23 protein-coding genes, 2 pseudogenes and 1 riboswitch are annotated in these 25,977 nt (G+C 64.6%); of the genes and pseudogenes, 9 read left to right on the top strand and 16 right to left on the bottom strand.

Translation table 11 applies throughout. The features are described 5' to 3' along the window. The 3 genes and pseudogenes from A2J02_RS17835 to A2J02_RS17845 form a co-directional block, all read right to left on the bottom strand. Positions 1-407, bottom strand: a pseudogene (locus A2J02_RS17835) (DUF4153 domain-containing protein); the annotation flags it as partial. An 88-nt stretch (positions 408-495) separates the two neighbouring features. After that, a complete protein-coding gene (locus A2J02_RS17840) occupies positions 496-1,470 on the bottom strand; it encodes a HAMP domain-containing sensor histidine kinase (protein WP_068051732.1) in 975 nt (324 codons plus the stop codon). Then, on the bottom strand, positions 1,467-2,141 hold the full coding sequence (locus A2J02_RS17845; protein WP_068051735.1) for a response regulator transcription factor: 675 nt from the start codon (positions 2,139-2,141) through the stop codon (positions 1,467-1,469). The genes A2J02_RS17840 and A2J02_RS17845 overlap by 4 nt, the downstream gene beginning before the upstream one ends. 170 nt (positions 2,142-2,311) lie before the next feature. Between A2J02_RS17845 and A2J02_RS17850 the strand changes: the two genes are divergently transcribed. Further along, positions 2,312-3,358 carry an ABC transporter substrate-binding protein gene (locus tag A2J02_RS17850; protein ID WP_068051738.1) on the top strand — a complete coding sequence of 349 codons (1,047 nt, stop codon included), beginning with the start codon at positions 2,312-2,314 and terminating at the stop codon, positions 3,356-3,358. 12 nt (positions 3,359-3,370) lie between these two features. On the opposite strand, the gene A2J02_RS17855 is transcribed toward A2J02_RS17850, so the two are convergent. Next, complete coding sequence (locus A2J02_RS17855; RefSeq protein ID WP_068051784.1) at positions 3,371-4,510, bottom strand: MFS transporter; 1,140 nt, start codon at positions 4,508-4,510, stop codon at positions 3,371-3,373. Between the two features lie 355 nt (positions 4,511-4,865). Continuing rightward, positions 4,866-4,988: riboswitch (SAM riboswitch) on the top strand. Between the two features lie 171 nt (positions 4,989-5,159). On the opposite strand from A2J02_RS17855, the gene A2J02_RS17860 reads away from it, so the two are divergent. Next, the gene (locus A2J02_RS17860; protein WP_082323496.1) at positions 5,160-6,509 is read left to right on the top strand and encodes a bifunctional o-acetylhomoserine/o-acetylserine sulfhydrylase; all 1,350 of its coding nucleotides are present in this window, start codon (positions 5,160-5,162) and stop codon (positions 6,507-6,509) included. Continuing rightward, positions 6,503-7,651 carry a homoserine O-acetyltransferase MetX gene (metX, locus tag A2J02_RS17865; RefSeq protein ID WP_442971486.1) on the top strand — a complete coding sequence of 383 codons (1,149 nt, stop codon included), beginning with the start codon at positions 6,503-6,505 and terminating at the stop codon, positions 7,649-7,651. The genes A2J02_RS17860 and metX overlap by 7 nt, the downstream gene beginning before the upstream one ends. A 34-nt stretch (positions 7,652-7,685) precedes the next feature. Here the strand turns inward: metX and A2J02_RS17870 are convergent, their stop codons facing one another. The 3 genes from A2J02_RS17870 to A2J02_RS17880 are packed head-to-tail and all read right to left on the bottom strand — an operon-like array spanning position 7,686 to position 9,537. Then, complete coding sequence (locus tag A2J02_RS17870; RefSeq protein ID WP_068051743.1) at positions 7,686-8,003, bottom strand: DUF3017 domain-containing protein; 318 nt, start codon at positions 8,001-8,003, stop codon at positions 7,686-7,688. Positions 8,004-8,014: 11 nt separating this feature from the next. Continuing rightward, on the bottom strand, positions 8,015-8,872 hold the full coding sequence (locus A2J02_RS17875) for a bifunctional methylenetetrahydrofolate dehydrogenase/methenyltetrahydrofolate cyclohydrolase (protein ID WP_068051746.1): 858 nt from the start codon (positions 8,870-8,872) through the stop codon (positions 8,015-8,017). 56 nt (positions 8,873-8,928) lie between these two features. Beyond that, on the bottom strand, positions 8,929-9,537 hold the full coding sequence (locus A2J02_RS17880) for a pentapeptide repeat-containing protein (RefSeq protein WP_068051749.1): 609 nt from the start codon (positions 9,535-9,537) through the stop codon (positions 8,929-8,931). Between the two features lie 33 nt (positions 9,538-9,570). On the opposite strand from A2J02_RS17880, the gene A2J02_RS17885 reads away from it, so the two are divergent. After that, positions 9,571-10,035: a tRNA (cytidine(34)-2'-O)-methyltransferase gene (locus A2J02_RS17885; protein WP_197478054.1), complete on the top strand. Its 465-nt coding sequence runs from the start codon at positions 9,571-9,573 to the stop codon at positions 10,033-10,035. A gap of 103 nt (positions 10,036-10,138) precedes the next feature. On the opposite strand, the gene A2J02_RS17890 is transcribed toward A2J02_RS17885, so the two are convergent. Continuing rightward, a complete protein-coding gene (locus A2J02_RS17890) occupies positions 10,139-10,480 on the bottom strand; it encodes a DUF4349 domain-containing protein (protein ID WP_143536560.1) in 342 nt (113 codons plus the stop codon). Between the two features lie 218 nt (positions 10,481-10,698). Between A2J02_RS17890 and A2J02_RS17895 the strand changes: the two genes are divergently transcribed. The 3 genes from A2J02_RS17895 (at position 10,699) to A2J02_RS17905 (ending at position 15,035) form a co-directional block, all read left to right on the top strand. After that, complete coding sequence (locus A2J02_RS17895) at positions 10,699-11,253, top strand: DUF6764 family protein (protein ID WP_176460461.1); 555 nt, start codon at positions 10,699-10,701, stop codon at positions 11,251-11,253. A 398-nt stretch (positions 11,254-11,651) separates the two neighbouring features. Next, positions 11,652-13,913: an HNH endonuclease signature motif containing protein gene (locus A2J02_RS17900; protein WP_068051757.1), complete on the top strand. Its 2,262-nt coding sequence runs from the start codon at positions 11,652-11,654 to the stop codon at positions 13,911-13,913. A 168-nt stretch (positions 13,914-14,081) separates the two neighbouring features. Continuing rightward, positions 14,082-15,035: a methyl-accepting chemotaxis protein gene (locus A2J02_RS17905; protein WP_068051760.1), complete on the top strand. Its 954-nt coding sequence runs from the start codon at positions 14,082-14,084 to the stop codon at positions 15,033-15,035. Positions 15,036-15,048: 13 nt separating this feature from the next. Here the strand turns inward: A2J02_RS17905 and A2J02_RS17910 are convergent, their stop codons facing one another. After that, positions 15,049-15,978 (bottom strand): SDR family oxidoreductase, encoded by a 930-nt coding sequence (locus A2J02_RS17910; protein WP_068051763.1) that lies wholly within the window; start codon positions 15,976-15,978, stop codon positions 15,049-15,051. A gap of 120 nt (positions 15,979-16,098) precedes the next feature. Further along, positions 16,099-16,938: a helix-turn-helix transcriptional regulator gene (locus A2J02_RS17915; protein ID WP_068051790.1), complete on the bottom strand. Its 840-nt coding sequence runs from the start codon at positions 16,936-16,938 to the stop codon at positions 16,099-16,101. Positions 16,939-17,016: 78 nt separating this feature from the next. Between A2J02_RS17915 and A2J02_RS17920 the strand changes: the two genes are divergently transcribed. After that, positions 17,017-17,742, top strand: coding sequence for an SDR family NAD(P)-dependent oxidoreductase (locus tag A2J02_RS17920; RefSeq protein WP_068051766.1), 726 nt, complete (start codon positions 17,017-17,019; stop codon positions 17,740-17,742). 14 nt (positions 17,743-17,756) lie between these two features. Here the strand turns inward: A2J02_RS17920 and A2J02_RS17925 are convergent, their stop codons facing one another. The 6 genes from A2J02_RS17925 to A2J02_RS17950 all read right to left on the bottom strand — a co-directional run bounded on the left by A2J02_RS17925 (position 17,757) and on the right by A2J02_RS17950 (position 25,369). Further along, positions 17,757-18,257: a metallophosphoesterase family protein gene (locus A2J02_RS17925; protein WP_068051769.1), complete on the bottom strand. Its 501-nt coding sequence runs from the start codon at positions 18,255-18,257 to the stop codon at positions 17,757-17,759. A gap of 27 nt (positions 18,258-18,284) precedes the next feature. Further along, a complete protein-coding gene (locus tag A2J02_RS17930) occupies positions 18,285-19,043 on the bottom strand; it encodes an iron ABC transporter ATP-binding protein (RefSeq protein WP_068051772.1) in 759 nt (252 codons plus the stop codon). Continuing rightward, positions 19,040-20,059: an iron chelate uptake ABC transporter family permease subunit gene (locus tag A2J02_RS17935; protein WP_231893961.1), complete on the bottom strand. Its 1,020-nt coding sequence runs from the start codon at positions 20,057-20,059 to the stop codon at positions 19,040-19,042. The genes A2J02_RS17930 and A2J02_RS17935 overlap by 4 nt, the downstream gene beginning before the upstream one ends. Next, entirely contained in the window at positions 20,046-21,014 is a 969-nt protein-coding gene (locus A2J02_RS17940; protein ID WP_068051775.1) for an ABC transporter permease, read from the bottom strand. The genes A2J02_RS17935 and A2J02_RS17940 overlap by 14 nt, the downstream gene beginning before the upstream one ends. A gap of 33 nt (positions 21,015-21,047) precedes the next feature. Then, on the bottom strand, positions 21,048-22,016 hold the full coding sequence (locus A2J02_RS17945; protein WP_068051778.1) for a siderophore ABC transporter substrate-binding protein: 969 nt from the start codon (positions 22,014-22,016) through the stop codon (positions 21,048-21,050). Positions 22,017-22,093: 77 nt separating this feature from the next. Then, positions 22,094-25,369 carry an error-prone DNA polymerase gene (locus A2J02_RS17950; RefSeq protein WP_068051781.1) on the bottom strand — a complete coding sequence of 1,092 codons (3,276 nt, stop codon included), beginning with the start codon at positions 25,367-25,369 and terminating at the stop codon, positions 22,094-22,096. A 124-nt stretch (positions 25,370-25,493) separates the two neighbouring features. Between A2J02_RS17950 and A2J02_RS17955 the strand changes: the two are divergent. Then, positions 25,494-25,977, top strand: a pseudogene (locus tag A2J02_RS17955) (MMPL family transporter); the annotation flags it as partial.

The raw sequence follows: 25,977 nt of genomic DNA on the forward strand, positions 1-25,977 counted from the left end.
ACCGGCAGGAGACCGCCGAGTGCAATTCCCGTCCACGTCCAGGCACGGGAGAGCACCACCACTGCGACCACGATGGCCAGCGTCGTCGACATCGTCACGATCCACTCGGCCGCGCGCAGTGCCGACACGCTCGCCAAGGCCAGCGCTCCTGCCACGCCGACCCATTCCCACCGCGAGAGCCTGCCGCGGCGGACCGCGAGCACGACTACGACGAAGGCCACGGCAGTGACCAGTACACCGAACGTGTTGTCCACCAACGTCGCTGCTCCGACCAGTCCGGCGAGAGCCGACCCGAGGAGTGCCGCGCGCGGGGGCTGCGAATACCGCAGCACCGGCCAGGTGCGCGGCCCCCAGACAGAGCGCACGTGCTTCGATCTCGGCTGAATCGGAATGTCGATCGTGCTCATAACACTTCCTTGTTGTGTGTTTCGGGCATGGAAGGTCGGCGGCTGCAGTCCGGAGACGAGCAGTCGCGGTTCGGGTGGATCGGGAAAGTCAGTGCTCGGGGATGGCCACTCTGATGTGGCAGCCGAATTCGGTGTCGAGAACTTCGATGGTTCCGCCGTGCAGCTCGGTGGCCCAGCGGGCGATGCCGAGGCCGAGACCTGTTCCGCCGTCGGTGGATCCGCCGCGGGTGAATCGGTCGAACACCGCATGGCGATCGGCGAGGGCGATGCCCGGCCCCTGGTCTACGACGTCGAATGCATAGGCTCCGCCGATTCGGTGAGCCCGCAGCGTCACAGTGCTCGAATGGGGGGAATGCCGCACAGCGTTGTCGACGAGGTTGGTGATCACCTGTGTCATGCGAGATCGGTCGGCCACGACCGTCGAATCTCCGGGCGAGACGACGATCGACACTCGTCCTCGGTGAACGGAGGTCGCGTCCTCGAGGAATTGCTGCACCGCGAACTCCTCCGGGGCAATGGTGAGCACACCGCCCTCCACCCGAGACAGGTCGAGCAGTTCGCTGACCAGATCTCCGAGTCGTTCGGTTTGACGCAGCGCCACCGACAGCGTTGCGGGATTCGCGTCGGTCACCCCGTCGACCATGTTCTCGAGCACGGCACGCAGCGCAGCGATGGGCGTCTTCAACTCGTGCGAGACGTTGCCGATCAGTTCGCGGCGGTACTTCTCGGCAGCTTCCAGGTCACTCGCCATGGTGTTGAACGCCGTGGCGAGCTCACCCACCTCGTCCCTCGACGTGGCTCGCACTCGTGTCGAATAGTCCCCTCGCGCCATCGCTTTGGCGGCCGAGGTCATCTCGCGCAGCGGCGACGTCATCCCGTGGGCGACGAACTGTGTCACGGCCAATGACACGACGAGAGCTGCGAGCAGGGTGTAGCGAAATTGCCAGCCCGCCCCGATCCAGAAGACGACGCTCGCGAGCACCAGCACGATACCGACGACGAGCGAAACCTTGAGCTTGAACGACCGCAACGGATCCAACGGACGCGGCAGCATGCGCGTCATCGCGGCGACTCCACGGCATAGCCGACGCCGTGCACGGTGCGGATGAGATCGCCACCGAGCTTGCGCCGCAACGCTTTCACGTGAGAATCGACCGTCCTGCTGCTGGCCGAATCGTCCCAGCCCCAGAGTTCGGACAACAGGGTCTCCCGCGAGACCGCAGTGCGCGGCCGAGCAGCCAGATAGGCGAGGATGTCGAATTCCGTTCTGGTCAAGTGGATGTCACCGGAGGAAGTGGTCACCCGCCGTTCCCGGTGATCGATCTGCACGTCACCGACTCGAACCGCCTGCGGTTCGGCGGCCACCGCTCGCTCGGCACGCCGAACCAGGGCGTGCACGCGAGCGACCAACTCGCGCATACTGAACGGCTTCCCGAGGTAGTCGTCCGCGCCGACGCCCAGGCCGACGAGCATGTCCGTCTCGTCGGACTTGGCCGTCAACATCAACACCGGGACCGGGCGGGACGCCTGGATACGGCGGCACACCTCGAGCCCGTCGAACCCGGGCAGCATCAGATCGAGCACCACCACGTCGGGATCGATCCTGGCGCACGCGTCGACGGCAGCCGGGCCGTCGGCGGCAGTGACGACCTCGTACCCTTCGCCGCGCAGCCGAGCGGCAACGGCGTCGGAGATCGTGGGCTCGTCGTCGACGACGAGAACTGTGCGGCTCATGAGAACTGACCCTAGAGGGCGCACGTGGAGGAGCCCGTCGGGAAATGTGGAGGTTCGGTGAAGGTTGGAGCCAGGCGTTTCACGTCGCGTCTGCAGACGAACCTGCCGAGAATTTCATTAGGGTGGGCTACCCTTCCTGCGGTTAGCCAACCCTTCCGAAAGGCGTATCGATGCACATCCGACCACTTCATCGGACCTGGGCGGTGTGCGCAGTTGCACTGACCACCGCGGGACTGCTGACAGCATGCTCGAACTCCTCCGCCGACGAGGCGTCGCCGACGGCCGGTGCGTCCTCCGATTCGGCGGCCTTCCCCGTCACGATCGAGCACGCGTTCGGTGAGACCGTCGTGCCCGAAGAACCCACTCGCATAGTGGTGGCCGGCTACACCGAACAGGACACAGTGTTGGCTCTCGGCGTGATACCCGTCGGCGTGACGGAGTGGTACGGCGATCAGCCCTTCGCCACCTGGCCCTGGGCACAGGCCGCGTTGGGCGACGCGGAGCCCGAGGTGCTCTCGAACGACGACGGATTCGAGACCGAAAAGATCGCCGCACTCGAGCCCGATCTGATCATCGCCACCAATGCGGGACTGACAGCGGACACGTACGACACGCTCAGTGACATTGCGCCGACGCTCGCCCAATCGGACGCCGCCACCGCCTACTTCGAGCCCTGGGACATTCAGGCCGACAAGATCGGACGTGCACTCGGTAAGAAGACCGAGGTCGACGCCTTGATCGACGGCGTGAACCAGAAGTTCGCCGACGCCGCGGCCGCGCACCCCGAATTCGCCGGCAAGAAGGCGATCTTCCTACAGAACGCGTTCTACGAGGGCAAGGCGATCGCGTACCAGGACGGGTTGAGCACGGACTTCCTCACCGAATTGGGCTTCGTCATTCCCGACGACATCGACGCCTACGTTCCGGCCGACGGCAGCGCGCAGGCGAGCATCCCGCTCGAGAATCTGTCGGTCCTGAACGCCGCCGACGTGTTGATCTGGGGAACCGAGGAGCCCGGGGACCGCACGGAACTGGAGAAGGAGGCGGTGTACGGCGCACTCGAGCCGGTGCAGGACGGCACCCTCGTGTTCACCGACGGCGTGACGGCGGGCGCGATCTACTTCACCAGCGTGCTCAGCCTGCCGTACGTGATCGACAGGCTGACTCCGGCGCTGGACGAGGCCCTCGGTGGAACGCCTGCAACGATCACCGGCTGATCCTGGGCGTTCCTACGCGGCGGAACGCTTGTCCATCCACATGGCGGTGGCCAGTACACCGAGACCGGCCACCGCCAGGCCCGAGCCGACGGCGGCGGGTGCCGTGTACCCGAATCCTGCGGCGATCACGGCACCACCGACTGCCGCTCCGATGGCGTTGGCCAGGTTGAACGCGGCATGGTTGAGCGATGCGGCGAGCGTCTGAGCGTCCTCGGCCACGTCCATCAACCTCGTCTGCAGACCGGGGACCACAGAAGAGCCGGACGCGCCGATGAGGAACACCAGCAGGAGTGCGGTGATCGGATTGTGTGCGGCCACGACGAACACCGCAAGAGTTACCGCAGTAGCGGCCAAACCGACGAAGGTGCCCTTGAGCTGGTACCTGTCGGCGAGCCAGCCGCCGGCGTAGTTTCCGACGACCATTCCGAGTCCGTAGATCATCAGGGCGACCGGAACGAGTGCGCGGGCGAGACCGGCAACGTCGGTCAGCGTCGACGCGATGTAGGTGTAGACCGCGAACATGCCGCCGAATCCGACGATGCCCACGAACAGGGTCATCCATACCTGGCTGCGGCGCAGTGCGCCCAGCTCGGTGATGGGGCTTGTGGTCGGCATCGCGTCGAGTCGTGGCATCCAGAGGACGAGCGCGGCGACCGTGAGGGCACCGATGACAGCCACGAGCGTGAATGCACTGCGCCATCCCAACGCCTGCCCGATCCAGGTCGCCACCGGGACGCCGACGACGTTCGCGACCGAGAGTCCCATCATCACCATCGCGACGGCCTTGGCTCGCTTGCCCGGTTCGGCGAGGTGAGCAGCCACCAGGGCCGCGACACCGAAGTACGCACCGTGCGGTAGGCCGGCGACGAAGCGCGAGGCGACGAGTTCGTTGAAGCTGGGCGCGAACACCGTGCCGAGGTTGCCGAGCGTGAAGGCCACCATCAGCGCCAGCAGCAACATCCGCCGGGGAACGCGAGCAGCCAGGGCTGCGATGGTCGGCGCACCGACCACGACCCCGAGCGCATACGCGGAGATCATGTGGCCGGCCGAGGGCTCGGAGATCCCCATCGTCGTGGCGATGTCCGGCAACAGCCCCATCGACGCGAACTCCGTGGTGCCGATCCCGAAGCCGCCGATGGACAGTGCCAGCATCGCGAGCTTGCGGCGGGTGGAGTGCGGTCGGTGACTGACACTCAGGCCACTCGACACCTTGCCGCGCACAGCGCTGACTCGGGCAAGAGCGGAATCGGTGACAGTCACAGCAGTACAACCTTCGTGTGCAAATCGGGGGCAGAGGAAGCGGCCGGAATTCGAGCCTGCGGTCGGGGACCCACCGGGTCCGACCCAGAAGGCAACGTAGCTCCCGTCAATTGTCTTCCCGAGGGCAGATTGTTTCGCGCAGATGCACGGTGATTGTCCTCACCCGAACATCTGCTCGAGCTCGACCCGATCGGACGCCATGCCCTCGTTCCGGTGGGGTGGCCGTTACCCGCTACGATGTTCGCCAGGTCATGAGTGCCAGCATCGAGCCCCGGCTTGCTGGCCGGCAACCCTCCAACCGCGGTGGGGTGCCCCGGGTGAACGACCAGGCCGATACGGCACGCGAGTGCCGTTTCGACAAGCGCGGGTCCGCAGGAAGCGGACCCACTGAACCTTCGGTCCCAGGGGCCGAAGCCTGTCAGGAGGTTCTTCCATGTGTTGCTGTACCGATACGCCCCGTAGCGCTCGACTTCTCGAGCTCGATTCGACATTCGATTCGTCTCAGACACACTCGTCTCAATAAAACGGAGTATCACCAGCCATGACCGATTCCACCCCCGACGTCGTCGACGCCACCGGAGCACCCACCGAGGATCCGTTCACCGATCCCGCAGCCGACTGGAGCTTCGAGACCAAGCAGATCCATTCGGGTCAGACACCGGACGGCACCACCAGGGCTCGTGCGTTGCCCATCTACCAGACCACCTCGTACACGTTCGACAACACCGATCACGCCGCCGCCTTGTTCGGTCTGGCCGAGCCCGGCAACATCTACACCCGGATCATCAACCCGACACAGGATGTCGTCGAGCAGCGCATCGCGGCCCTCGAGGGTGGCGTCGCGGCATTGCTGCTCGCGTCGGGGCAGGCCGCCGAGACGTTCGCGATTCTCAACCTCGCCGAGGCGGGCGACCACATCGTGTCGAGTCCGCGGCTCTACGGCGGCACCTACAACCTGTTCCACTACACGCTCCCCAAGCTGGGTATCACCGTCTCGTTCGTCGACGATCCCGACGACCTCGAGCAGTGGCGTGCCGCGATCACTCCGTCGACCAAGGCGTTCTACGGCGAGTCGATCTCGAATCCCAAGAACGACATCCTCGATATCCCGGGGATCTCGGCAGTGGCCCACGAGAACGGCATCCCGCTGATCGTGGACAACACCGTGGCGACGCCGTACCTGCTGCAGCCGTTGAAGCACGGTGCCGACATCGTGGTTCACTCGGCGACGAAGTACCTCGGCGGACACGGAACAGCAATCGCGGGCGTCATCGTCGACGGCGGCACCTTCGATTGGACGCAGGGCCGTCATCCCAACTTCACCACCGCGGATCCGAGCTACCACGGCGTCGTGTTCGCCGATCTGGGCGCGCCCGCGTTCGCATTGAAGGCACGCGTCCAACTGCTGCGTGACATCGGTGCTGCAGTCTCGCCGTTCAACGCCTTCCTCATCAGTCAAGGTCTGGAGACGTTGAGCCTTCGGATCGAGCGGCATGTGGCGAATGCGCAGAAGGTCGCTGCCTTCCTCGCCGGTCGCGACGACGTCGTCTCGATCAACTATGCCGGACTCGAATCGTCGCCGTGGTACCAGCGTGGGCAGGAATTGTTGCCGAAGGGGCAGGGCGCGATCATCGCGTTCGAGCTGAAGGGCGGTGTGGACGCGGGCAAGAAGTTCGTCAACGCTCTCACTCTGCACAGCCACGTCGCTAACATCGGAGACGTGCGCTCACTCGTCATCCACCCGGCATCCACCACGCATTCCCAGCTGACTCCAGAGGAGCAGCTGGCATCGGGCGTCACTCCCGGCCTGGTCCGTCTCGCCGTGGGCATCGAGGGGATCGACGACATCATCGCCGATCTCGAGGTCGGATTCAGCGCGGCGGCATCTTGAGCAACAGCTGCGACACAGGCGTTCGTCCGGAGGCGGTTCTTCCGTCTCCGGACGGGCGGTTGGGCACCATCGACATCGGTGGTCTCGATCTCGAGAACGGCGAGCGAATCCCCCAGGTGACCGTCGCGGTGCAGCGGTGGGGTGAACTCGCCACCGACCGCAGCAACGTCGTGCTCGTCGAACACGCCCTCACCGGGGACTCGCACGTGTCCGGTCCGCCGGACGCAGATCACGCCCTGCCCGGGTGGTGGAACGGAATGGTCGGTCCCGGCTGCCCCATCGACACCGACGAGTGGTGCGTCGTGGCGACGAACGTGCTCGGCGGGTGCGGCGGGACCACGGGCCCGAGCAGCGTCTCGCCCGACGGCACGCCCTACGGGTCTCGCTTCCCGGACATCTCCATCCGCGATCAGGTCGCTGCCGAGGCGGCCGTGGCCGACGTCGTCGGAATCGAGCGGTTCGCAGCCGTCGTCGGCGGCTCGATGGGCGGGATGCGCACCCTCGAGTGGATCGTGGGCCATCCCGACCGAGTGGCGGCGGCGTTGGTCCTCGCGGTCGGTGCCAGGGCGACTGCCGACCAGATCGGCACCCAGACAACACAGATCGCCGCGATCAAGGCCGATCCAGGATGGCTCGGCGGCAACTATCACGACACCGGCACCTCACCGTCGGCTGGACTCGGCATCGCGCGGCGCATCGCGCACCTGACGTACCGGACCGAGAGCGAACTCGACATCAGGTTCGGAAACTCACCGCAGAACGACGAAGACCCGTGGGCCGGTGGCAGGTACTCCGCGCAGAGCTACCTCGAGCATCAGGCTGCCAAGCTCGTCAACCGGTTCGACGCGGCGACGTACGTCCTGCTCAGCGAAGCGATGAACCGACACGACGTAGGCCGTGGCCGTGGCGGAGTGGCCGACGCACTTGCGTCCACATCTGTCCCGACCATCGTCGGCGGAGTCGACTCCGACCGCTTGTATCCGCTTCGACTGCAGAAGGAGATCGCTCGCGAACTCCCCCAGTGCCGCGGACTCGAAGTGATCCAGTCGCGTGACGGACACGACGGCTTCCTCACCGAGGCCGATTCGGTGGCCAAGCTGCTCGCCGAGACGATGGAGCTGGCCCGCCTCGGTCGGTGCTGACACCGCACTCGTTCACCGGGTGCTTGCGCCGAGGTCAGTCGGTTCCCAGCGGATCGATCGACAGCGACAGAAAGACAATGGCTCCGCCGACGCCACCCAGCGCCAGCACATCGAACACGCGACTGCGCACTTGCAGTGTGCCGACACGTGTTTCGGGCAGACACAGCCGCAGGACGGCCGCCAGCAGCGCTGCGCATCCGAAGATGAACGCGCCGCGCCGCCAGCGATCGGCCAGCACCAGGATCAGCGCGGCGAGGACGACGACCGAGACTGCGACGATCGGTAGGTTGCGCGCGACTGCCGCACGAAATCCCGGATCGGGCTCGCTTCGCTCGTCCTCTGCATCGTTCACGTCGGGTCCGCTCAGCTCTCGGCGGCGACGCGTTCGGCGCGCTCGACGACATTGGTGAGCAGAAAGGCCCGCGTCAGCGGTCCGACACCGCCGGGGTTGGGCGAAAGGAACCCTGCCACCTCCGCGACACCGTCGGCGACATCGCCGCGCAATCCGTCCTCGGTGCGGGTCACTCCGACATCGAGCACAGCAGCACCAGGCTTGACCATGTCCGCAGTGATCAATCCGGGCACTCCGGCAGCGGCGATGACGATGTCCGCACGTGAGACCTCGGCGGCCAGATCACGAGTTCCGGTGTGGCACAAAGTAACTGTCGAGTTCTCCGAACGCCTCGTGAGCAGCAGGCCGATGGGTCGCCCGACCGTCACGCCGCGGCCGATGACCACCGCGTGCGCGCCGTCGAGAGCAACGTCGTAGCGGCGCAGCAGATGCACGATCCCGCGAGGTGTGCACGGCAGTGCGGCGTCCTTGCCCAGCACCAGACGGCCGAGGTTGATCGGGTGCAGACCGTCGGCGTCCTTGTCCGGATCGATTCGCTCGAGCGCAGCGTTCTCGTCGAGATGCTTCGGCAGCGGCAGTTGGACGATGTAGCCGGTGCATTCGGGGTTGGCATTGAGTTCGTCGATGACGGCCTCGAGATCTGCCTGGGTGATGTCCGCGGGTAGGTCGCGACGAATCGACGTGATGCCTACCTTGGCGCAGTCGTTGTGCTTGCCCCGGACGTACGCAGCCGAACCCGGATCGTCGCCCACCAACACGGTCGCCAGACCTGGGGTGATGCCCTTCTCACGCAGCGTTGCCACGCGGGCGGTGAGATCGACGAATATCTCGTCACGGGTCGCTTTGCCATCGAGAATCGTTGCAGTCACCCGGTCATTGTTCCAGGTTCTGCGTCAGCAGCGGCGCACCGGTCCGATCACCGCCGTCAGCCCTCGACTATCAGCCCGTGCGCTCCTGCATATGCGACAGCCTGCATCAACTCGATCTTCGTGTTGCGCACGCTCGCGCTGACCCACAGAGATGCGTCGGCGACGGCTCCGCGCAGATCTGCCTCGTCGAACTTCGCGTCGACGGTGCGGGCACCGGTGAAATCGACCGAGCGCACCGTGGCCTTGCGGAAGTCTGCGGATACGAGGTTGGCCTCCCGCATTCGGCACCCCGTCAGATCGAGGCCGCGAAGGTCGGCCCTGCCCAATGACGCGAGCGTGAAGTCGACCTCGTCGTACGTCGCGGGACGCATACGACTGTCGACGAACATCGATCCCATCAGAGTCGAATGCCGAAAAGTGCTGTGCTGCAGATTTGTTCGGGTGAAAGTGCACGATCGAAATGCGGAGTTCGCGTGAATCGATTCGGTGAGGTCCGTGCCGGTGAAGTCGCATTCGGTGAACACCACCGAGTCGGTTCGGACGCCGCTCATGTCCGCATCGCGAAAGGTGCACCGAACGAACTGTCTACCGGTCCACTCCTGCCCGTCCAGTCGCGTGTCGGAAAAGTCCTCGCCGATCGTCTGTTCGTCGTCCACCTGCCCCATACTTCCCGGGCTCGAGATGGCAGAGTGAACCGGGTGTTTCGACTCATGTTCTTCGAGCCCCGCATCCCACAGAACACCGGCAACGCGATTCGCCTGGTCGCCGGGACCGGTTGCGAACTGCACCTGGTGGGTCCGCTCGGCTTCGACATGTCCGAGCCGAAGCTCAAGCGGGCAGGCTTGGACTACCACGACCTGGCGTCGGTGACGGTGCACGATGACCTGCCCACGGCGTGGGCCGCGCTGGCACCGACTCGCGTGTTCGCCTACACCGCCCACGCGGCCCGGTCCTACGCCGACGTCGCATACGAACCCGGTGACGTCCTCCTGTTCGGACCGGAACCCACCGGATTGCCCGACGACGTTCTGGACGACCCGCACGTGACCGATCGACTGCGAATCCCGATGATTCCCGGCCGCCGATCGTTGAACCTGGCGAACGCGGCAGCAGTGACGATGTACGAGGCATGGCGCCAGCACGGATACGAAGGCAGCGTCTGACGGGTTAGCGTTCGAGCGCGTTCGAAGCCCTGACTGTCGGGGCGCGCACTGACCGAAGGTGCGTTGGCAGCGGGCGAAACTCTTGTCGCGTCGGATCGTGAGGTCAGGTCTTCGACCATCGACGCAGACGGCCAGCATCTTCGGCCGCGGAGGTGAAACTGATTGTGAGCGTCGACAAATCGATCCGGTACGCGAGGTAGTTCTTCTGTGACACCGAACTGTCACGCTCGCCCTGTCGGCTCGACTGCGCCGATTCCACCTCGATGAGTTCGGCAGTATTCGACGCGGCCGCGGTCGGATCGTCGGCAACCAATGAGAGCCGTCCGGTAACGATTTCCTTGCCTTCGATCGGTGCCGGGGCCCGCTGCCGCGCGGAGCCGCCTGCCACCTCGTACGCGAGCGCCGGCCCTGCCAGAGAAGCCGAACAGTCAAGTGGTGGAGGCATATTCGATGGATCGGAAGCGGAGCACAACAGCGACACGAACGCGCATACGGGTACCACGACCACTGCAGTCAGGGTGCGGAGAACCGGACTTCTACGACGATTCATCCCCGGACGCCAGCGGCACCGTTACACAAACCTCACCAGCTTGCTGCCATGGACTCGCGGGGCGGGGTACCGTGTGCCGCACCGGCCCGTTTCGCTCGTGAAGGAGCTTTCTTTTGTTCTCTGTTTCCCTCCCCCGTCTCTCGTCCTCCAACTCCTCCTCCGCGCGCACGTCCAGTCGGTTCGGTAGTCGAATTGCCCGCACCGCAGCAATATTCGCCATGGGCTCGGGATTGACGGTTGCAGCCCTGTCGGGCACGGCCACTGCGTCGGCGGCCCCCGTCAACTGTGTGTCTCCGCCCTCGGCCAACGACATCCAGGTCGACGACACCGCGAGCTGCGGAGCAACCTCGAACGGAACCGGACGGGCCACCGCAGGTGCTGCCGACAGCGGCACCGCAGTCAGCGTCAACGACGGCCCGGGCTCGACGACCACCTACGCCAACGGATACGGCGTTGCCCTCGGAGCGAGCAAGAATGCAGGGACGGCGTACGCACTGGCACTCGGCGGCGGAATCGCTCACTCGTGGGCAGACGCCGGACAGACAACACTCGCAGTCGCCGGATGGGGATCCGGCGCTACCTCCGAGGCTCAGGGCGTCGATTGCGTCGGCCCCCTGTCCCTGGCACTGAACCTCACCAGCGGCCAGTTCTGCGTCCTCGGTAGCTGATCGCCCGGTTGCAGGCACAAATCCGGTCTACGGAGCCGATTACCCCGACACGAACTCGTCGAGGTAATCGGCTCCTCCTACATACACGGTGTGACCGGACCTCCTGAACCGCTCCGCACATCCCTCTGGGAGCCGCGGAGCGGTCCAATCGGATTGCTCGAGGAACTCCGACGGCACCTATTGCCTCCCCGAACTGAGCAGTCAGTTGGGTCCGGCACCCCGAGCACTCTGGCAATGGGCGCAACGATGGAACGAGGGCACCGACTCGGCAGATCACTGCCTCTGACCAGCCAAGCCAGTCCCCTGAAGCGCCCTTCCGTTCTTGTCGGTGGGTCGAGATAGTCTTCATCTTGTTCGAACAAGCGTTCTTGTTTCGGCTCACCGGGGGGGGTGAAAAAATGGGTGCAATACCGACCGTGTCATTGGAGGCGTTGACCGCTGCCGCGCGTGAGGAGAATCGGCAGGCGGCCCGCAAGATCACCGCCTGCTACCGCGTGCACTGCGACTGGATCACCCGCGACACCAAGCACAAGCATTACAGCCGGTATGGGCGCACGGAAATGGCAGTGGCGTTGGGCTGCTCGGCGGCCGTCGCCGAAGCGTATGTCTCCGTCGGCGTCGCCCTGCACACCCGAATGCCGCTGCTACGGGCAGCGTTCGAAACCGGTGAGATCGACCTCCCCCGCGTGCGGACGGTATGCCGGATCCTCGACAACCTCTCCGACGACATCGTCACCCGCGTCGAAGCCGAGGTCGTCGAGGCGGCGCGGAGATCGTCCCCGGGCCCGCTCGAACAGGCGATCTGGAACATCCTGCTGCGCGTCGCACCCGAAGAGGCCGCGGCGTTGCGGGAGTTCGCGAAGAAATTCCGCACCGTCACCTACAGCCCCGCCGGCGAACTCGCCCGCATCCGAGCCGAGCTGACCGCCCCCGAAGCCGCCGCCGCATGGCAACTCCTCGAAGAGATGGCCGACACCCTCTGCCCCAAAGATCCGCGCGGGAAGAAAGAACGCCTGTGCGATGCATTCATGGCCCGCATGCACGGCGAACCCCGACTGGCATGCCTGTGCCAACGCACCGATTGCCCGAAGAAAGACACAGCGTTGCCGGATCGACGGGTGCCGCTCACGATGATCACCGTCGACATCGCCACCCTCATCGGACTACTCGCCAACCCCGCCTACCTCGCCGGGCACGGATCCATCGACCCCGACCTCGCGCGAGAGTTGGCACGCAACAGTCACTGGCAGATCCTGCTCACCGAAGCAGTGACCCTCGCCGAGAAACTCGGACTCGCTGTGCAGAACCCAGAGACCGGGGAATGGGAACGAACACCGAAAAACCCCACGCCGAAAACAGAAGAAGATACGGATCCGCCGACGAACACCGACCCGGCAGCATCAACGGCAGCGGCATCGGCATCAGCAGCGAGCATCGGCTCGGCAGCACGCAGGACCGAGACTCGCACAGACACAGCATCGGCAACGGACTCCGAGACCGGATGCGGCACTTCCACCGATACCGATGCGACCACTGCACCGGAAACGGAACCGGCGAACAAATCCGCTGCAAGCACTGCCCCCGACACCGAATCAACCACCGCACCATCACCCACCCCAGCTTCTTCGCCGACCAGCGCGACGGCAACGACCACTGCGCCAGCACCGGCGACAGCTGCGGACTCGGCCTCCGGCCCGGGAACAAATCCCGGCCGTGGCTCCGATGCAGCACAAGCACCTGCACCGATTACGGAGCCAGCACCCAGCGTTGCGTCCGATAGACGTTCAGCTGCAACACAACACGAACGGTCCGATACCGCAACGGCGGCACCGACGGATGAAATTTCACCAGCAATGGAGGACGGACCATCGAGTCCGAGCGCTGACACATCCCCACCCACAGCTGACAGCCGCGACAACCAGCGACGCCCGCAATCGCTGACCTCCGCTGCAGCCCTGTTCTGCACCCACACACCCCTCGGCCGGGGCACACGGCACAGCTCTGCCCTCGACCTGGACGACATCAGACATCCCGCCCGCAACATCACAGCACTCGACCTACGCTCGGCGATCCGGATGGACAACCGAACCATCAACACACCCTCAGGCATCTACCTCGGCAACGCCTCCCTCGCCGCCGCACTCGAAGCCGCCATCGCCGCCGACCCCACCCTCGGCACATCCGTCCCCCGCGACCCGCTCACCGACCGCGCCCTGATCTACCGACCCGACGCCCTCACCACCGCAGCGGTCCGCCTGCGCGACAAACACTGCCGATTCCCCGGCTGCCACCGACCCGCCGCACGCTGCCAACTCGACCACATCGTGGCCTTCGACCACGCCAACCCACGCGGCGGCGGCTGGACCACCGTCAACAACCTCCAATGCCTCTGCGACTATCACCACACCGTCAAAACCGCCGGCTACTGGACCGCCACCATGCTCCCCGGCGGGGCGATCCTGTGGACATCGACATCCAAGACCACACGAATCACCCTGCCCACCAACGGCACAGCAGTCCCCATCCTCGGCAACGACCTCAGACCACACATCCCCACCACACCGAAACGATCCGGCCACATCGCCTACCCCAACCCTCCCGACAACCAGGACCCAGGAACAGAACCAACAGCCGAAGACACCGACACCCCACCCTTCTGAAGATCGGAGTTTCACGGAAGTACGGCGAACCCATGCCGCGCGTGCACCAGGGTCGGGAAGCCGAACCCCGCTGCACGAACCCGCTCGGACCCGACCGTCGCCGAACGTCGACGTCGGCCCACGCGGCCTGCAGAGTGGCGCTCGCTCACCGACCGGCATACTCGAGAAATGAGCAATCCACGTGCAACCGCTCGCCCCAGAGCACTGACGTTGCACGGCCGCATCCGAGTGTTGACGATGAGCGTGGCAGCCCTGGCAGTCGCAGTCAGCGCTCTTGCGATCTATCTCGTCGCAGAGCAGGCCCTTCGCTCACAGATCATCGACCGCGTGGAACGCAACAGCGACGCCATTATTGCCAGCGCGGCAACAGGGGTTCCGGCCAATCTGCTCGGCTTCGCCATCGGAGACACCGAGGGCACCGCGGTGAAGGTCGCCTTCGCGACGACTGACGGCGCATTGGTGACGTCGACGAACGGCTCCGAGCCGTTCACCAATTCCGACGGCGTTCTGGACGCCGCGGAAAGATCGGTCATCGACGGCGACACCGATCAGTCCCTGCGCGAGGCGCGGGGCTACTACATTTCGGCCAAGCGCACCGACACAGGCGAAACGATCCTGGTGGCCGAATCGCTCAGCGCGGCGTCACCGCTGCTCGGCAAACTCACGCTCGCCCTGGTCCTCGTCGGTGCGTTTCTCGTCGCACTGGCAGGTGTCGCGGGTGCGGCCGTGGCACGCACCGGACTCCGCCCGGTCAGGCGACTGCGGGCCGGTACCGAACGTGTTGCCCGCACGGGAGCTTTCGAGCCCATCGACGTCAACGGGGACGACGAACTGGCATCACTTGCCAACAGCTTCAACGAGATGTTGGCTTCCCTGTCTCGTTCACGAGCGCGGCAGGGTCAGCTGATCATCGATGCCGGTGCGGAACTGATGGAGCCGCTGACGGCGTTACGCACCAACATCGATCTACTGATGTCACTCGACCGGCCGGATACTCCGGATATGCCGGAGGACCAGCAGGACCGATTGCGCGTCGAAGTCATCGCTCAGATGGACGTCATCAACGGGCTGGTGCACGACTTGGTCGACCATGCCCGGGAGCCCTCGCCGACCCCTCGGTGACGGCCGAGAACTTTCAGGACGAGAGCCGCACGCCGGTCAGGTGTTCCGAGGCGTCCCAGAGGCGACGCGCATCGTCCATCCTGCGCATCGGCTTCCACATGCCGACCTCGGTCGGTGGCCCGCCGATGACTCGCTTGGGGCCGAAGAACTGATCCCCACCTGCGTCGCTACCAGCGGCCGCAACCAATCCCGGCTGCGCTGCGCTGTCCACAGTGCCGGCAATGCCGAGGCGCGCAAGAACGCCGATCAATCGTCGGCCGGCAGAATCCTTCGGTCGCCCCAATCCCGGTTGTGCCGCAAGCAGATTGGTCGGCGAAATCCCCGGGTGAGCGATATTGCTGGTGATTCCCCAGCCGCCTGCCCTACTACGAGCCTCGAGTTCACGTGCGAACAGGGCCACCGCGAGCTTGGATTGGCTGTAGGCCTTCATGACGTCGTAGGAACGCTCCCAATCGAGGTCGTCCCAATTGATGGTCGCCGATCGCGCCGCGATGCTCGTCTGATGGGTGACCCGCGCACTACCCTTCCGCAGCAGCGGCAGCAGACCGAGGGTGAGCGCGAAATGGCCGAGGTGGTTGGTACCGAACTGCAGCTCGAACCCATCCCGAGTGACCTGACGCTCGGGCGGCTGCATGACGCCGGCGTTGTTGACGAGAATGTCGATCGACCGGCCTTCCGAAACGAGTTCGCTCGCCAACGCTTCCACCGAGTTCAGTGACGACAGATCCAACGTGCGGGTGCTGATCTGTGCGCCGGGTACTGCAGTCCGGATCGACTCCGCAGCACGCTCCCCCTTGGCGGCCGAGCGGACCGGCATGACGACCTCGGCTCCGGAGCGGGCGAGTTGCGTGGCGATGACCGTTCCGATCCCGTCGCTTGCTCCCGTGACGACGGCAATCTTCCCCGTCAGATCGGGAAGGGAGGTGTGTGCTGTGCGGCCCATGACAAGCTCCTGTGCTGGTGTCGATCTGCGGATTCGATCTGCAGAACCCATGTTCGACGATTACCCCGAGCTCATCCAGGACTTCCCGATCCACTGATACGGCCGAGACCGTGGATCGCGTCAGGACAGAACCTGAGTTCCCACCACCGCGAGCAGCTCCAACTTGGCGTAGCTTTCACTGCCGGGGACTGCCGTGTACACCAGCAGCCGATGCGCTTGCTCGGGGTCCAGAAGGGTCTGACAGTTCAACTCCAACAGACCGACCGTCGGGTGCAGAAATCGCTTGAAATCGGGCGGGCGAACACCCACTTCGCGTTTTTCCCACAGGGTTCGAAATTCCTCGCTGACCTCGAGTAGCTCTGTGGACAGCTGCGCAGCTGTCGAGTCGGGTCCGCGAAGAGTGACGATTTCGCGCAGCCCCGACGCGTACACCCGAGACAGCGCTGCACGTTCTTCGGGCGGATACGACTGCCGGGCCTCGGGGTCGGTGAACCAGCGATACCCCAGACTTCGCTCGGGGCCGGTGCGCTGCGAGGCATCGCCGGTCAGTGCCGCACCCAGCGGCGTCTGACGGAGCGTCTCTCCGAGTTCGGACACGATCTCGGCGGGCGTGTCGGTCAGTCGATCCAGAATGCGCAGTAGTCCTGGGCTGATGTGGTCGCTCGACGACCCGCGCGCGGGAGGATTGTGCCCGGCGAGCCGGAACACGTGATCACGCTCGCCGAGCGACAGATGCAATCCCTGCGCGATGGAGGCGATCATCTGAGTCGACGGGGCAGGTCCGCTGGCCCGTTCGAGTCGTGCGTAATAGTCGGTCGACATGTGGCTCAGCTCTGCGACCTCCTCACGGCGGAGGCCTTGCGTGCGTCTGCGCTGCCCCCGTGGCAGACCGACGTCCTCCGGCTGCAACGACTGCCGTCGCTGCCGGAGAAACGCTGCCAATTCCGGTCGATCGATCACGTCGGTTCCTTCTTTCCCGTGCGTGCGCATCGCGTCTGCAGTGCATTGTGCCTGCTGCGCGATGGTTATTGTCGAGAGATGAATGCTCCCTTGACCGTCGTCACCGGCGGTAGTCGCGGAATCGGCGCGGCGGTGTCCAGGCGGCTGGTGGCCGACGGGCACGATGTGGTGATCGGCTATCGCTCCGACGCCACTGCCGCGGAAGCGTTGGCCGCCGAATTGTCGACCGACGGCCGAACGGTGATCGCCGTGCAAGCCGATACCACCGACGAGCAGGCGGTGATCGATCTGTTCACCGCAGCCGCCGAGATCGGCGCAGTCACCGGTCTGGTGAACAACGCCGGTTCGGCGCGCGCCGTGGGCGCGCTGGTGGACAACGACATCGAGACCATCAGAGCGGATCTCGACGTCAACCTCGTCGGGGTACTCACCTGCTGCAAGTACGCGATCGCGGCCATGGCCGAATCGGGTGGCTCTATCGTCAACATCTCCTCCGCCGCCGCGACACTGGGCAGTCCGGGCATGTACGTCCACTACGCGGCAGCCAAGGCCGCCGTCGATACACTGACGGTCGGACTGTCGAAAGAAGTTGCTGCGCAGAACATCCGCGTCAATGCCGTGGCACCCGGGATCATCGAGACCGACTTCCACCGCGATCGTGAGCGGCCACAGAAGATGGCGTCGAGCATTCCCCTCGGTCGCCCCGGTGTGCCGGACGAGATCGGCGGTGCGGTGTCGTGGTTGTTGTCCGAGGATGCGCGATACGCGACCGGAACCGTCATCAGGGTGGCCGGCGGAATGTGAGTACGTCGACTCCTCTATCGAGGGGCGATGCGGTGCAGCTCCACATCCGTCAGCGCACCACCTTCGGCCGTGGCCGTCATGTACGTACAGAACGGTTGCCGACGCCGATCCGTCGGCGATCCCGGGTTGAGCAGCCGTAGGCCGTTGTCCGCGACCGTGTCCCACGGTATGTGACTGTGGCCGAACACGAGCACGTCCGTCTCCGGGTACGCCGCTGCCATTCGTCGTTCACGTCCCGTCGCGGCACCGGTCTCGTGCACCACGCTGAATCGGACTCCGCCGAGCACGACGTCGGCGCGTTCGGGCATCAGAGCCCGCAACTCTTCGCCGTCGTTGTTGCCCCAGCATGCAACCAGTCGACGCGACCGCTGCGAGAGTTGCTCGAACGCAGCCAGGTTCACCCAGTCGCCTGCATGGATCACCACATCGGCGTCGTCCACAGCCGACCACACCTCGGCGGGGAGATCACGAGCGCGCTTCGGGAGATGAGTGTCGGCAATCAGCAGTAGCTTCACCACTCGATTGTGCACGTCGCCGATCCACTACCGCACATAGACCGCAGTGCGGTGCCCCTCGACGACGTGGACGCGAACGGGGGTATCGAACACCTCGGTCAGCACGTCGTCCTGCATCATCTCCTCGGCGGTACCCGTGTTCACGATGCCGCCGTCGCGCATCGCGACGATACTGTCGGAGTAGGCAGCTGCGAAGTTGATGTCGTGCACTACGAGCACGATCGTCTTGCCCAGTTCGTCTGCAGCACGACGCAATTGCCTCATCATCAACACCGAATGCTTGAGATCGAGATTGTTCAGGGGCTCGTCGAGCAGAAGATATTCGGTGTCCTGAGCCAGCACCATCGCCACGAACGCTCGTTGCCGCTGCCCACCGGAGAGTTGATCCAGAAATCGCCCTTCGAGGGCCTTCAGGTTCAAGAATTCCAAGGCGTCGTCGACGTGCGCCTCGTCCTCGGGACCGAGCTTGCCCTTCGAGTGCGGGAACCGGCCGAACCCGACCAGCTCACGGACCGTCAACCGCGCGGTGATGTGGTTCTCTTGACGCAGGATCGACAGGTGCTTGGCGAGTTCCCGAGACTTCGTGACGCGAACATCCATCCCGCCCACGGTGATCGTGCCCGAGGTCGGATCGAGCAATCGCCCGATGATCGTCAGCAAGGTGGATTTTCCTGCACCGTTCGGCCCGACGAGCGAGGTGATCCCGCCCTCGGCAATGGTGCCGGTGACAGGACCGAGGACGACCACGTCCTGATAGGACTTGGTCACATCACGAAAGTCGATCACAGCGTGCCCCTACGAAGAATCATGATCAAGAACAGGATGCCACCGGCGAATTCGATGATGACAGTGAGGAATCCGCCGGCGTAGAAGATGTGCTGCATGACGAACTGCCCGAGCAACAACGTCAGGAAGCCCAGCAGGAACGCCATCGGGAGGACGTAGATGTGCTTGTAACTGCCGGTCACCTGGTAGGCCAGCGTCGCCACGATGAAACCGAAGAACGTCATCGGTCCCACGAGCGCCGTCGAGAACGCCACCAGTAGAGCGATCAGCATCAGCATCGACGTCAGTTCGCGCTTGTACGACACCCCGATCCCCATGGCTGCCTCCCGCCCGAGCAGCAGTGCGTCCAGGTGGTGTCGTCGCTTCCACAGCACGACTCCGGCGAACAGACACACTCCGAACGCCAACGGCAGGTAATCCCCCTTCACCGCGCTCAGTCGGCCGAACAGCTCGACCGAGAGCATGTCGTATTCGGTGGGTGAGAGCAGGCGTTGCAGAAACGTCGAGATACTGTCGAACGCCAACCCGAGCACGACGCCGACCAGCAGCATCAGGAACAGGCTGCCGAGCTTTCCGGAGAACAGCCAGCCGTACAGCACGGTGGCCAGTGCCACCATCAATGCCGTCTGTGCCAACAGCTTCGGGATCCCCTCGGTGTCGGCGATGACGGTGCCGCCGAAGACGAACACCATCAGTGTCTGCATCAGCGTGTAGAGCGAATCGAACCCGATGATGGACGGTGTCAGAATGCGGTTGTCGGTGACGGTATGGAAGACCACCGTGCCGAGGCCGTGCGTGAACGCCGCAACGGCCATGGCTCCCACCATGTTCAGCCGCCGAGGGAACGCGAATGCGAACGATCCGCGCACGAACAGGAACAGAAAGCACACGATGGCGATCGCCACGATCACCGAGAGCACCGCCAACCGCATCCTCGGAGTGAAGCGCGAGGCCTTGGGTCCGTCCAGAACCGGGCCGGCGATGCGCGGGGCCACTCGGGAACTAAGCACTGACATACCGGCGCTGCCTCACGATCAGAACGACGAACACGACTGCCCCCAGAACTCCGAGAACGACCGATGCGGGAATTTCCATGGGTGCCACGACTGTTCGACCGACGAGATCGCATGCCAGCAGCAGACCGGCACCGACGAGCGCCACCCAGGGGAGGTTCTTGCGAACGTCGTCGCCGAGCATCATCGACACCAGGTTGGGCACGATGAGTCCGAGAAACGGAATGAACCCGACGACGACCGTGGTGACGCCGGTCGCCACGGCAACCATGGCGACTCCGACCAGAACGATCTGCTCGTACCTCATACCGACGTTGGTCGCGAGCTCCTTACCGAGCCCGGCAACTGTGAAGCGATGCGCCAGCAGGTATGCCAGCACGGCAATGACGATCACCGCCCACATCGGTTCGTAGAATCCTCGCACGATGCCACTGAACCCGCCGGACCGCCAGGCCGACATCGCCTGCAGCAGATCGAAAGTCCCGGCGAGGAATGTGGTGACGGCCCCGACGACGGCCCCGAGCATGATGCCGACGAGCGGGACCACCAACGTCGTCCGGACCGACAGTCGCCGGAGCACGCCGACGAACAGCAGCGTGCCGACCAGAGCGAACACCGTGGCGATGAGCATCTTGGTCATCGGCGGGGCGTCGGGCAACACGATCAATGTGGCCAGAACGCCGAGGCCGGCCCACTGCGCCGTACCGGCGGTGGTGGGCTCGACGAACTTGTTCTGGGTGATCATCTGCATGATCACCCCGGAGATGCTCATGGCCATGGCTGCGAAGATCAACGCCAGCGTGCGCGGAACCCGCGAGATCAGGAACATGTTTCTGGCCGCGGGATCGTCGACCATCGAGGCGACGGTGATGTCGTATCCACCGACGAGTAGCGACGCGACGGTCAACAGCGTCACGACCACCACGATCGCGGCAAGCAGGAGTCTCTTGTTCGTCATGTGGGCGATGCGTCGAACGGTGTTCGCCGGGGCCTACGCGGCGTTCTCGAACGCGTCCGAAATCGATTGGAACGCTTCGGTGTACGCCTGGATTCCCTCGCGGGTGTAGAAGAACGGATCGAGGTAGATGATCTGGTCCTCGGTGGTGAAGGTGGTGTCGGCGAAGGCTTCCTGAGCGTCGAAGACGGCCTTGGCGGGGGACGAACCGGGCTCACCCGCTGCGGCGTCGCGGTCCAGAACGATCACCCAATCGGGGTTGGCCTGAGCGATGGTCTCCGGTGCCAGACCCGAGTCACCATGGACATCGCCTGCCTGCCCTGCGAATACGTCGGTCAGTGTGAGGGGTTCGAGGAGACGACCGATGCGCGCGGCACCGTTGTCGATCTTGCCGCCGTTGACGTTGGCAAGAAACACCGGCTGACCGGTGGTCTGCGCCGCGGCAGAAGCCTCCGCGGCGTCGAGGGCCGCGACGATCTCGGCCGCCCGGTCCTCCTTGTCGAAGATGACGCCGAGTGTCTCGGTCTGGGCCTTCAGAGTGTCGACGAAGTTCTCGTCGTCGGGCGAGATGTCGATGGTCGGCGCGATCTGGCCGAGCTCGTCGGTGTACTCCTGAAATCGGTAGCCGCCGATGATGAGATCGGGTTCTGCTTCGCTGACCACTTCGAGGTTCGGTTCGCGATGTGTTCCGACGTCGAGAATGGCATCGTTGTCGATCCACTCCTCGAAGCCCGTCGACGGCATGATGGGTTTGGGCAGAGCGACCGGCTCGATACCGAACGCCCGAAGCGTCTCGAACGAGGTGTTGTCCAGTGCTGCCACGCGCACCGGATTCGCGGGAACCTCCATGCTGCCGTTGTTCGTCTCGATGGTGACGGTTGCTGCGTCGGTCGACTCACCTGTGGCCGAGTCGGTGCTGCACGCACCGAGCACGAGCAGCGAGGTCGCGGCGGCTGCGACAAGCAGGTGGGGGACGCGGAACGTTCTCACTTCGGTGTACTCCATTGCTCGATCTTTACTGGAACTTTGGTTGAGCAGTAAAGTAGCACTTAGGCAAGGCTATGCAAATTTTAGCTCGAGTGTCAGCGAAAGTCCCTCGACCTGGATGCGACTCGCAGATCCATCAGTTGCAGATGGTCGGCCACCACGGTCACCGCTCCCTCGGCGTTCTGCACCTTGCCTCGAATGAGCAACGCCGGAGCGGTGATCGCCAGCTTGCGGTATTTGGCCCACAAGCCGACCGAACACACGACGTTGACCATGCCGGTTTCGTCTTCGAGATTGATGAATGTGACACCTCCGGCAGTGGCAGGCCGCTGGCGATGCGTCACTGCACCGCCGACGAGAACCCTGTCTCCGTCGGCGATCTTCAGCAGCCGATTCGCAGGAACCACGCCGAGCGAGTCGAGGCGATCTCGAAAGAACTGAGTGGGATAGGAGTTCGGCGAGACACCGGTTGCCCACACGTCGGCCGACGCCAGATCGAGGTCTGTCATACCCGGTAGCGCAGGCGCTTTCGTCGATGCACCGATGCCGGGGAGCAGGCCAGGACGCTCCCCCGCCGCCGCGCCTGCAGCCCACAGCGCCTCTCGCCGAGTGATGCCGAAACACCCCAGGGCACCGGACGTGGCCAGTGATTCCGCTTGTGCCACAGACAGTTCGACGCGTCCGGTCAGATCCAGGAACGAGGTGTAGGGCCCGTGTGAGTCTCGCGCATCGACGATCTTCTGAGCCAGTGCAGTACCGATGAACTTCACGTCCGCCAACCCCATGCGAATCTCGAGGCCGTTTCCCTCGAGATTCGCGTGCCCGAGACTGGCATTCACATCGGCACCGTGTACCAGCACGCCGTGTCGCCTGGCATCGGCGACCAGGGACTGTGGTGAGTAGAAGCCCATCGGTTGGGCGCGCAGCAAGCCTGCACAGAAGGCAGCCGGATGGTGCAACTTGAACCACGACGAATAGAAGACCAACGACGCGAAACTCTGCGAATGGCTCTCGGGGAAACCGAAATTGGCGAAGGCAGAGAGCTTTTCGTAGATTCGGTCGGCAGCTGCGCCGATGATGCCGTGCAGGTCGCGCATCCCGTCGTAGAATCGGCCGCGCAGCAGCTCCATCTTCTCCGGTGATCGCTTCGATCCCATGGCGCGGCGCAGTTGATCGGCGTCGGCGGCACTGAAACCGGCGACATCGATGGCCATCTGCATCAGCTGCTCCTGGAACAACGGCACTCCGAGGGTTCGATCGAGCGCCTTCTTGAGCGACGGGTGCTCGAAGATCACCGGTTCGAGTCCGTTGCGGCGCTTGATGTACGGGTGCACCGAACCACCTTGGATCGGGCCGGGACGGATCAAGGCGACCTCGACGACCAGATCGTAGAAGTTGCGCGGCTTGAGCCGCGGCAGAGTGGCCATCTGCGCACGGGACTCCACCTGAAACACTCCCACCGAATCGGCCCGCTGGAGCATCTCGTACACCGCGGGCTCGGACAGGTCGATCGAGGCGAGTTCGATATCGATGCCCTTGTGCTCGGCGATCAGGTCCATCATGTAGTGCAGCGCCGAGAGCATGCCGAGCCCGAGCATGTCGAACTTCACCAAACCCACTGCGGCACAGTCGTCCTTGTCCCACTGGAGCACACTGCGATTCTCCATCGTCGCCCATTCCACCGGGCAGACGTCGGCGATCGGCCGATCGCAGATCACCATGCCACCGGAGTGAATGCCGAGGTGCCGCGGGAAGCCCTCGATCTGCCGCGCGAGTTCGAGAACCGATTCGGGAATACCGTCGCCCTCCTGATCACCGATTCCGGACCAGCGGGTGATCTGCTTGCTCCATGCGTCCTGCTGCCCCTGTGAGAAGCCGAGCGCACGGGCCATGTCTCGCACGGACGACTTGCCGCGGTAAGTGATGACGTTGGCCACCTGAGCGGCATGAGTGCGGCCGTACTTGGCGTAGACGTGTTGGATCGCCTCTTCTCGACGATCGGATTCGATGTCGATGTCGATGTCCGGCGGCCCGTCGCGCTCGGGTGCGAGGAACCGCTCGAACAGCAGCTTGTTCGCCACCGGGTCGACGTTGGTGATGCCGATCGCGAAGCAGACAGCCGAATTGGCCGCCGAACCTCTTCCCTGACAGAGGATGTCGTGTGTCTTGCAGAAGTGGACGATGTCGTGGACCACCAGGAAATAGCCGGGGAATTCGAGCCTCTCGATGATGTCGAGCTCGTACTCCAGCTGCGAATAGGCCGCCGGGTTCGCCGACTGCGAGCCGTACCGACGGGCGGCTCCCTCGAACGTGAGTCGACGCAGATAGCTGCTCTCGGTGTACCCGTCGGGCACCTCGAAGGGCGGGAGGCGTGGCGCGATCAGCTTCAGATCGAACGAACACTCACGACCGAGCTCGACGGCACCGCGCACCGCGCCCGGATAGTGCTCGAACAGTTCCGCCATCTCCGCTCCGGACCGTAGATGTCCGCCGCCGGTCGGTGCCAACCAACCGGCAGCCTCGTCCAAACTGCTCCGAGCGCGCACAGCGGCCATCGCCATGGCCAATCTCCTACTGCGCGGACTGGCGTAGTGCGCGGCCGTGGTCGCGATCGTCGGAAGACCGTACTTTCGAGCCAGCATCACCAACGCATCGTTGCGCTCGTCGTCGTCGGCGATTCCGTGCCGGGTGAGTTCGACGGTGACGCGATCGGCCCCGAAGCGATCGACGAGAGTGCGCAGCGCGGACTCGGCCGCCTCCGGACCACCGCGCGAGAGCGCCTGCCGAACATGACCCTTTCGGCAACCGGTGAGAATCTGCCAGTGCCCGCCCGCCGATTCGGTGAGTTCGTCGATGTCGTACTGCGGCTTGCCTTTGACTCCGCCGGCCAGGTGTGCGGCCGCGATCCGACGCGAGAGCCGGCGATACCCCTCCTGGCCGCGAGCGAGCACCAGTAGATGAGTGCCGTCGGGATCGGTCTCCCCGGCTCGGGATCGATGTGTGTCCAGTGAGAGTTCGGCACCGAACACGGTTCCGATGCCGAGAGCTCTGGCTGCCTCGGCGAAGCGCACGACCCCGTAGAAACCGTCGTGATCGGTGATGGCGATGGACTCGAGGCCCAGGCGTACCGCCTCCTCGACCATCTCCTCGGGCTGCGAGGCACCGTCGAGAAAGCTGAACGCCGAGTGCGCATGCAATTCTGCATACGGCGTCGTGGACAGCACGGGCTTGTCGATGGTGCGGTCGTAGACGTCCCTCTTTCGCGACCAAGCCGGGCTGTCGCCGCCGTCGCCCTCGGCCGCCGGCTTGGGACGTCCGGACAGGACGCGCTCCATCTCCGACCACGTGGGTGGTCCGTCGTTCCATCCCATCGAGCCCTCCCCTCACCACATCGCCGTTACATCGAACACTTGTTCTAATGAGAGCACGAGGGTCCGACACGATCAACTACAGTCGAGTCGCCACTGACCCCTTCCACAGAGCCGGAGCACCGTCGTGACCCGTTGGGCCTCGTTCGTCGTATCGCACAAACGATGGGTGCTGGCTGTCGTCGTCGCCGTCGTCACAGTCGGCGGGGTGTTGGGACTGAGCGTCTTCTCGAAACTGAGTGAGGGCGGCTACGCAGACGCCGGCAGCGAATCGTCCGAGGTGGCACGGCTCGTACAGGGCATCGGCCAACCGACTCCCGACATCGTGGCGATCTACACCGCACCCGAGGGCGAGACGATCGACGACATCGGCCCCCGAGTGCAAGCGACGATCGACGAGTTCACGAGTCGATACACCCTCGGCAACGTCAACTCGTACTGGACCGCAGACCCGGTCAGCAGAGAATTTCTGATCTCGAAAGACAGAACCAAGGCCTTGGCGACGGTGTCCCTCGGGGCGAACTCGGGCGTCACGTTCAACACCTTCGGCGACCTGCCGCCCCAGCTCGAAGTACCCGGCATCGAATCGCAGTTCGCCGGCGCGTCGGTGG

This window comes from Rhodococcus sp. EPR-147 (assembly GCF_001647185.1).
Classification (GTDB): domain Bacteria; phylum Actinomycetota; class Actinomycetes; order Mycobacteriales; family Mycobacteriaceae; genus Rhodococcoides.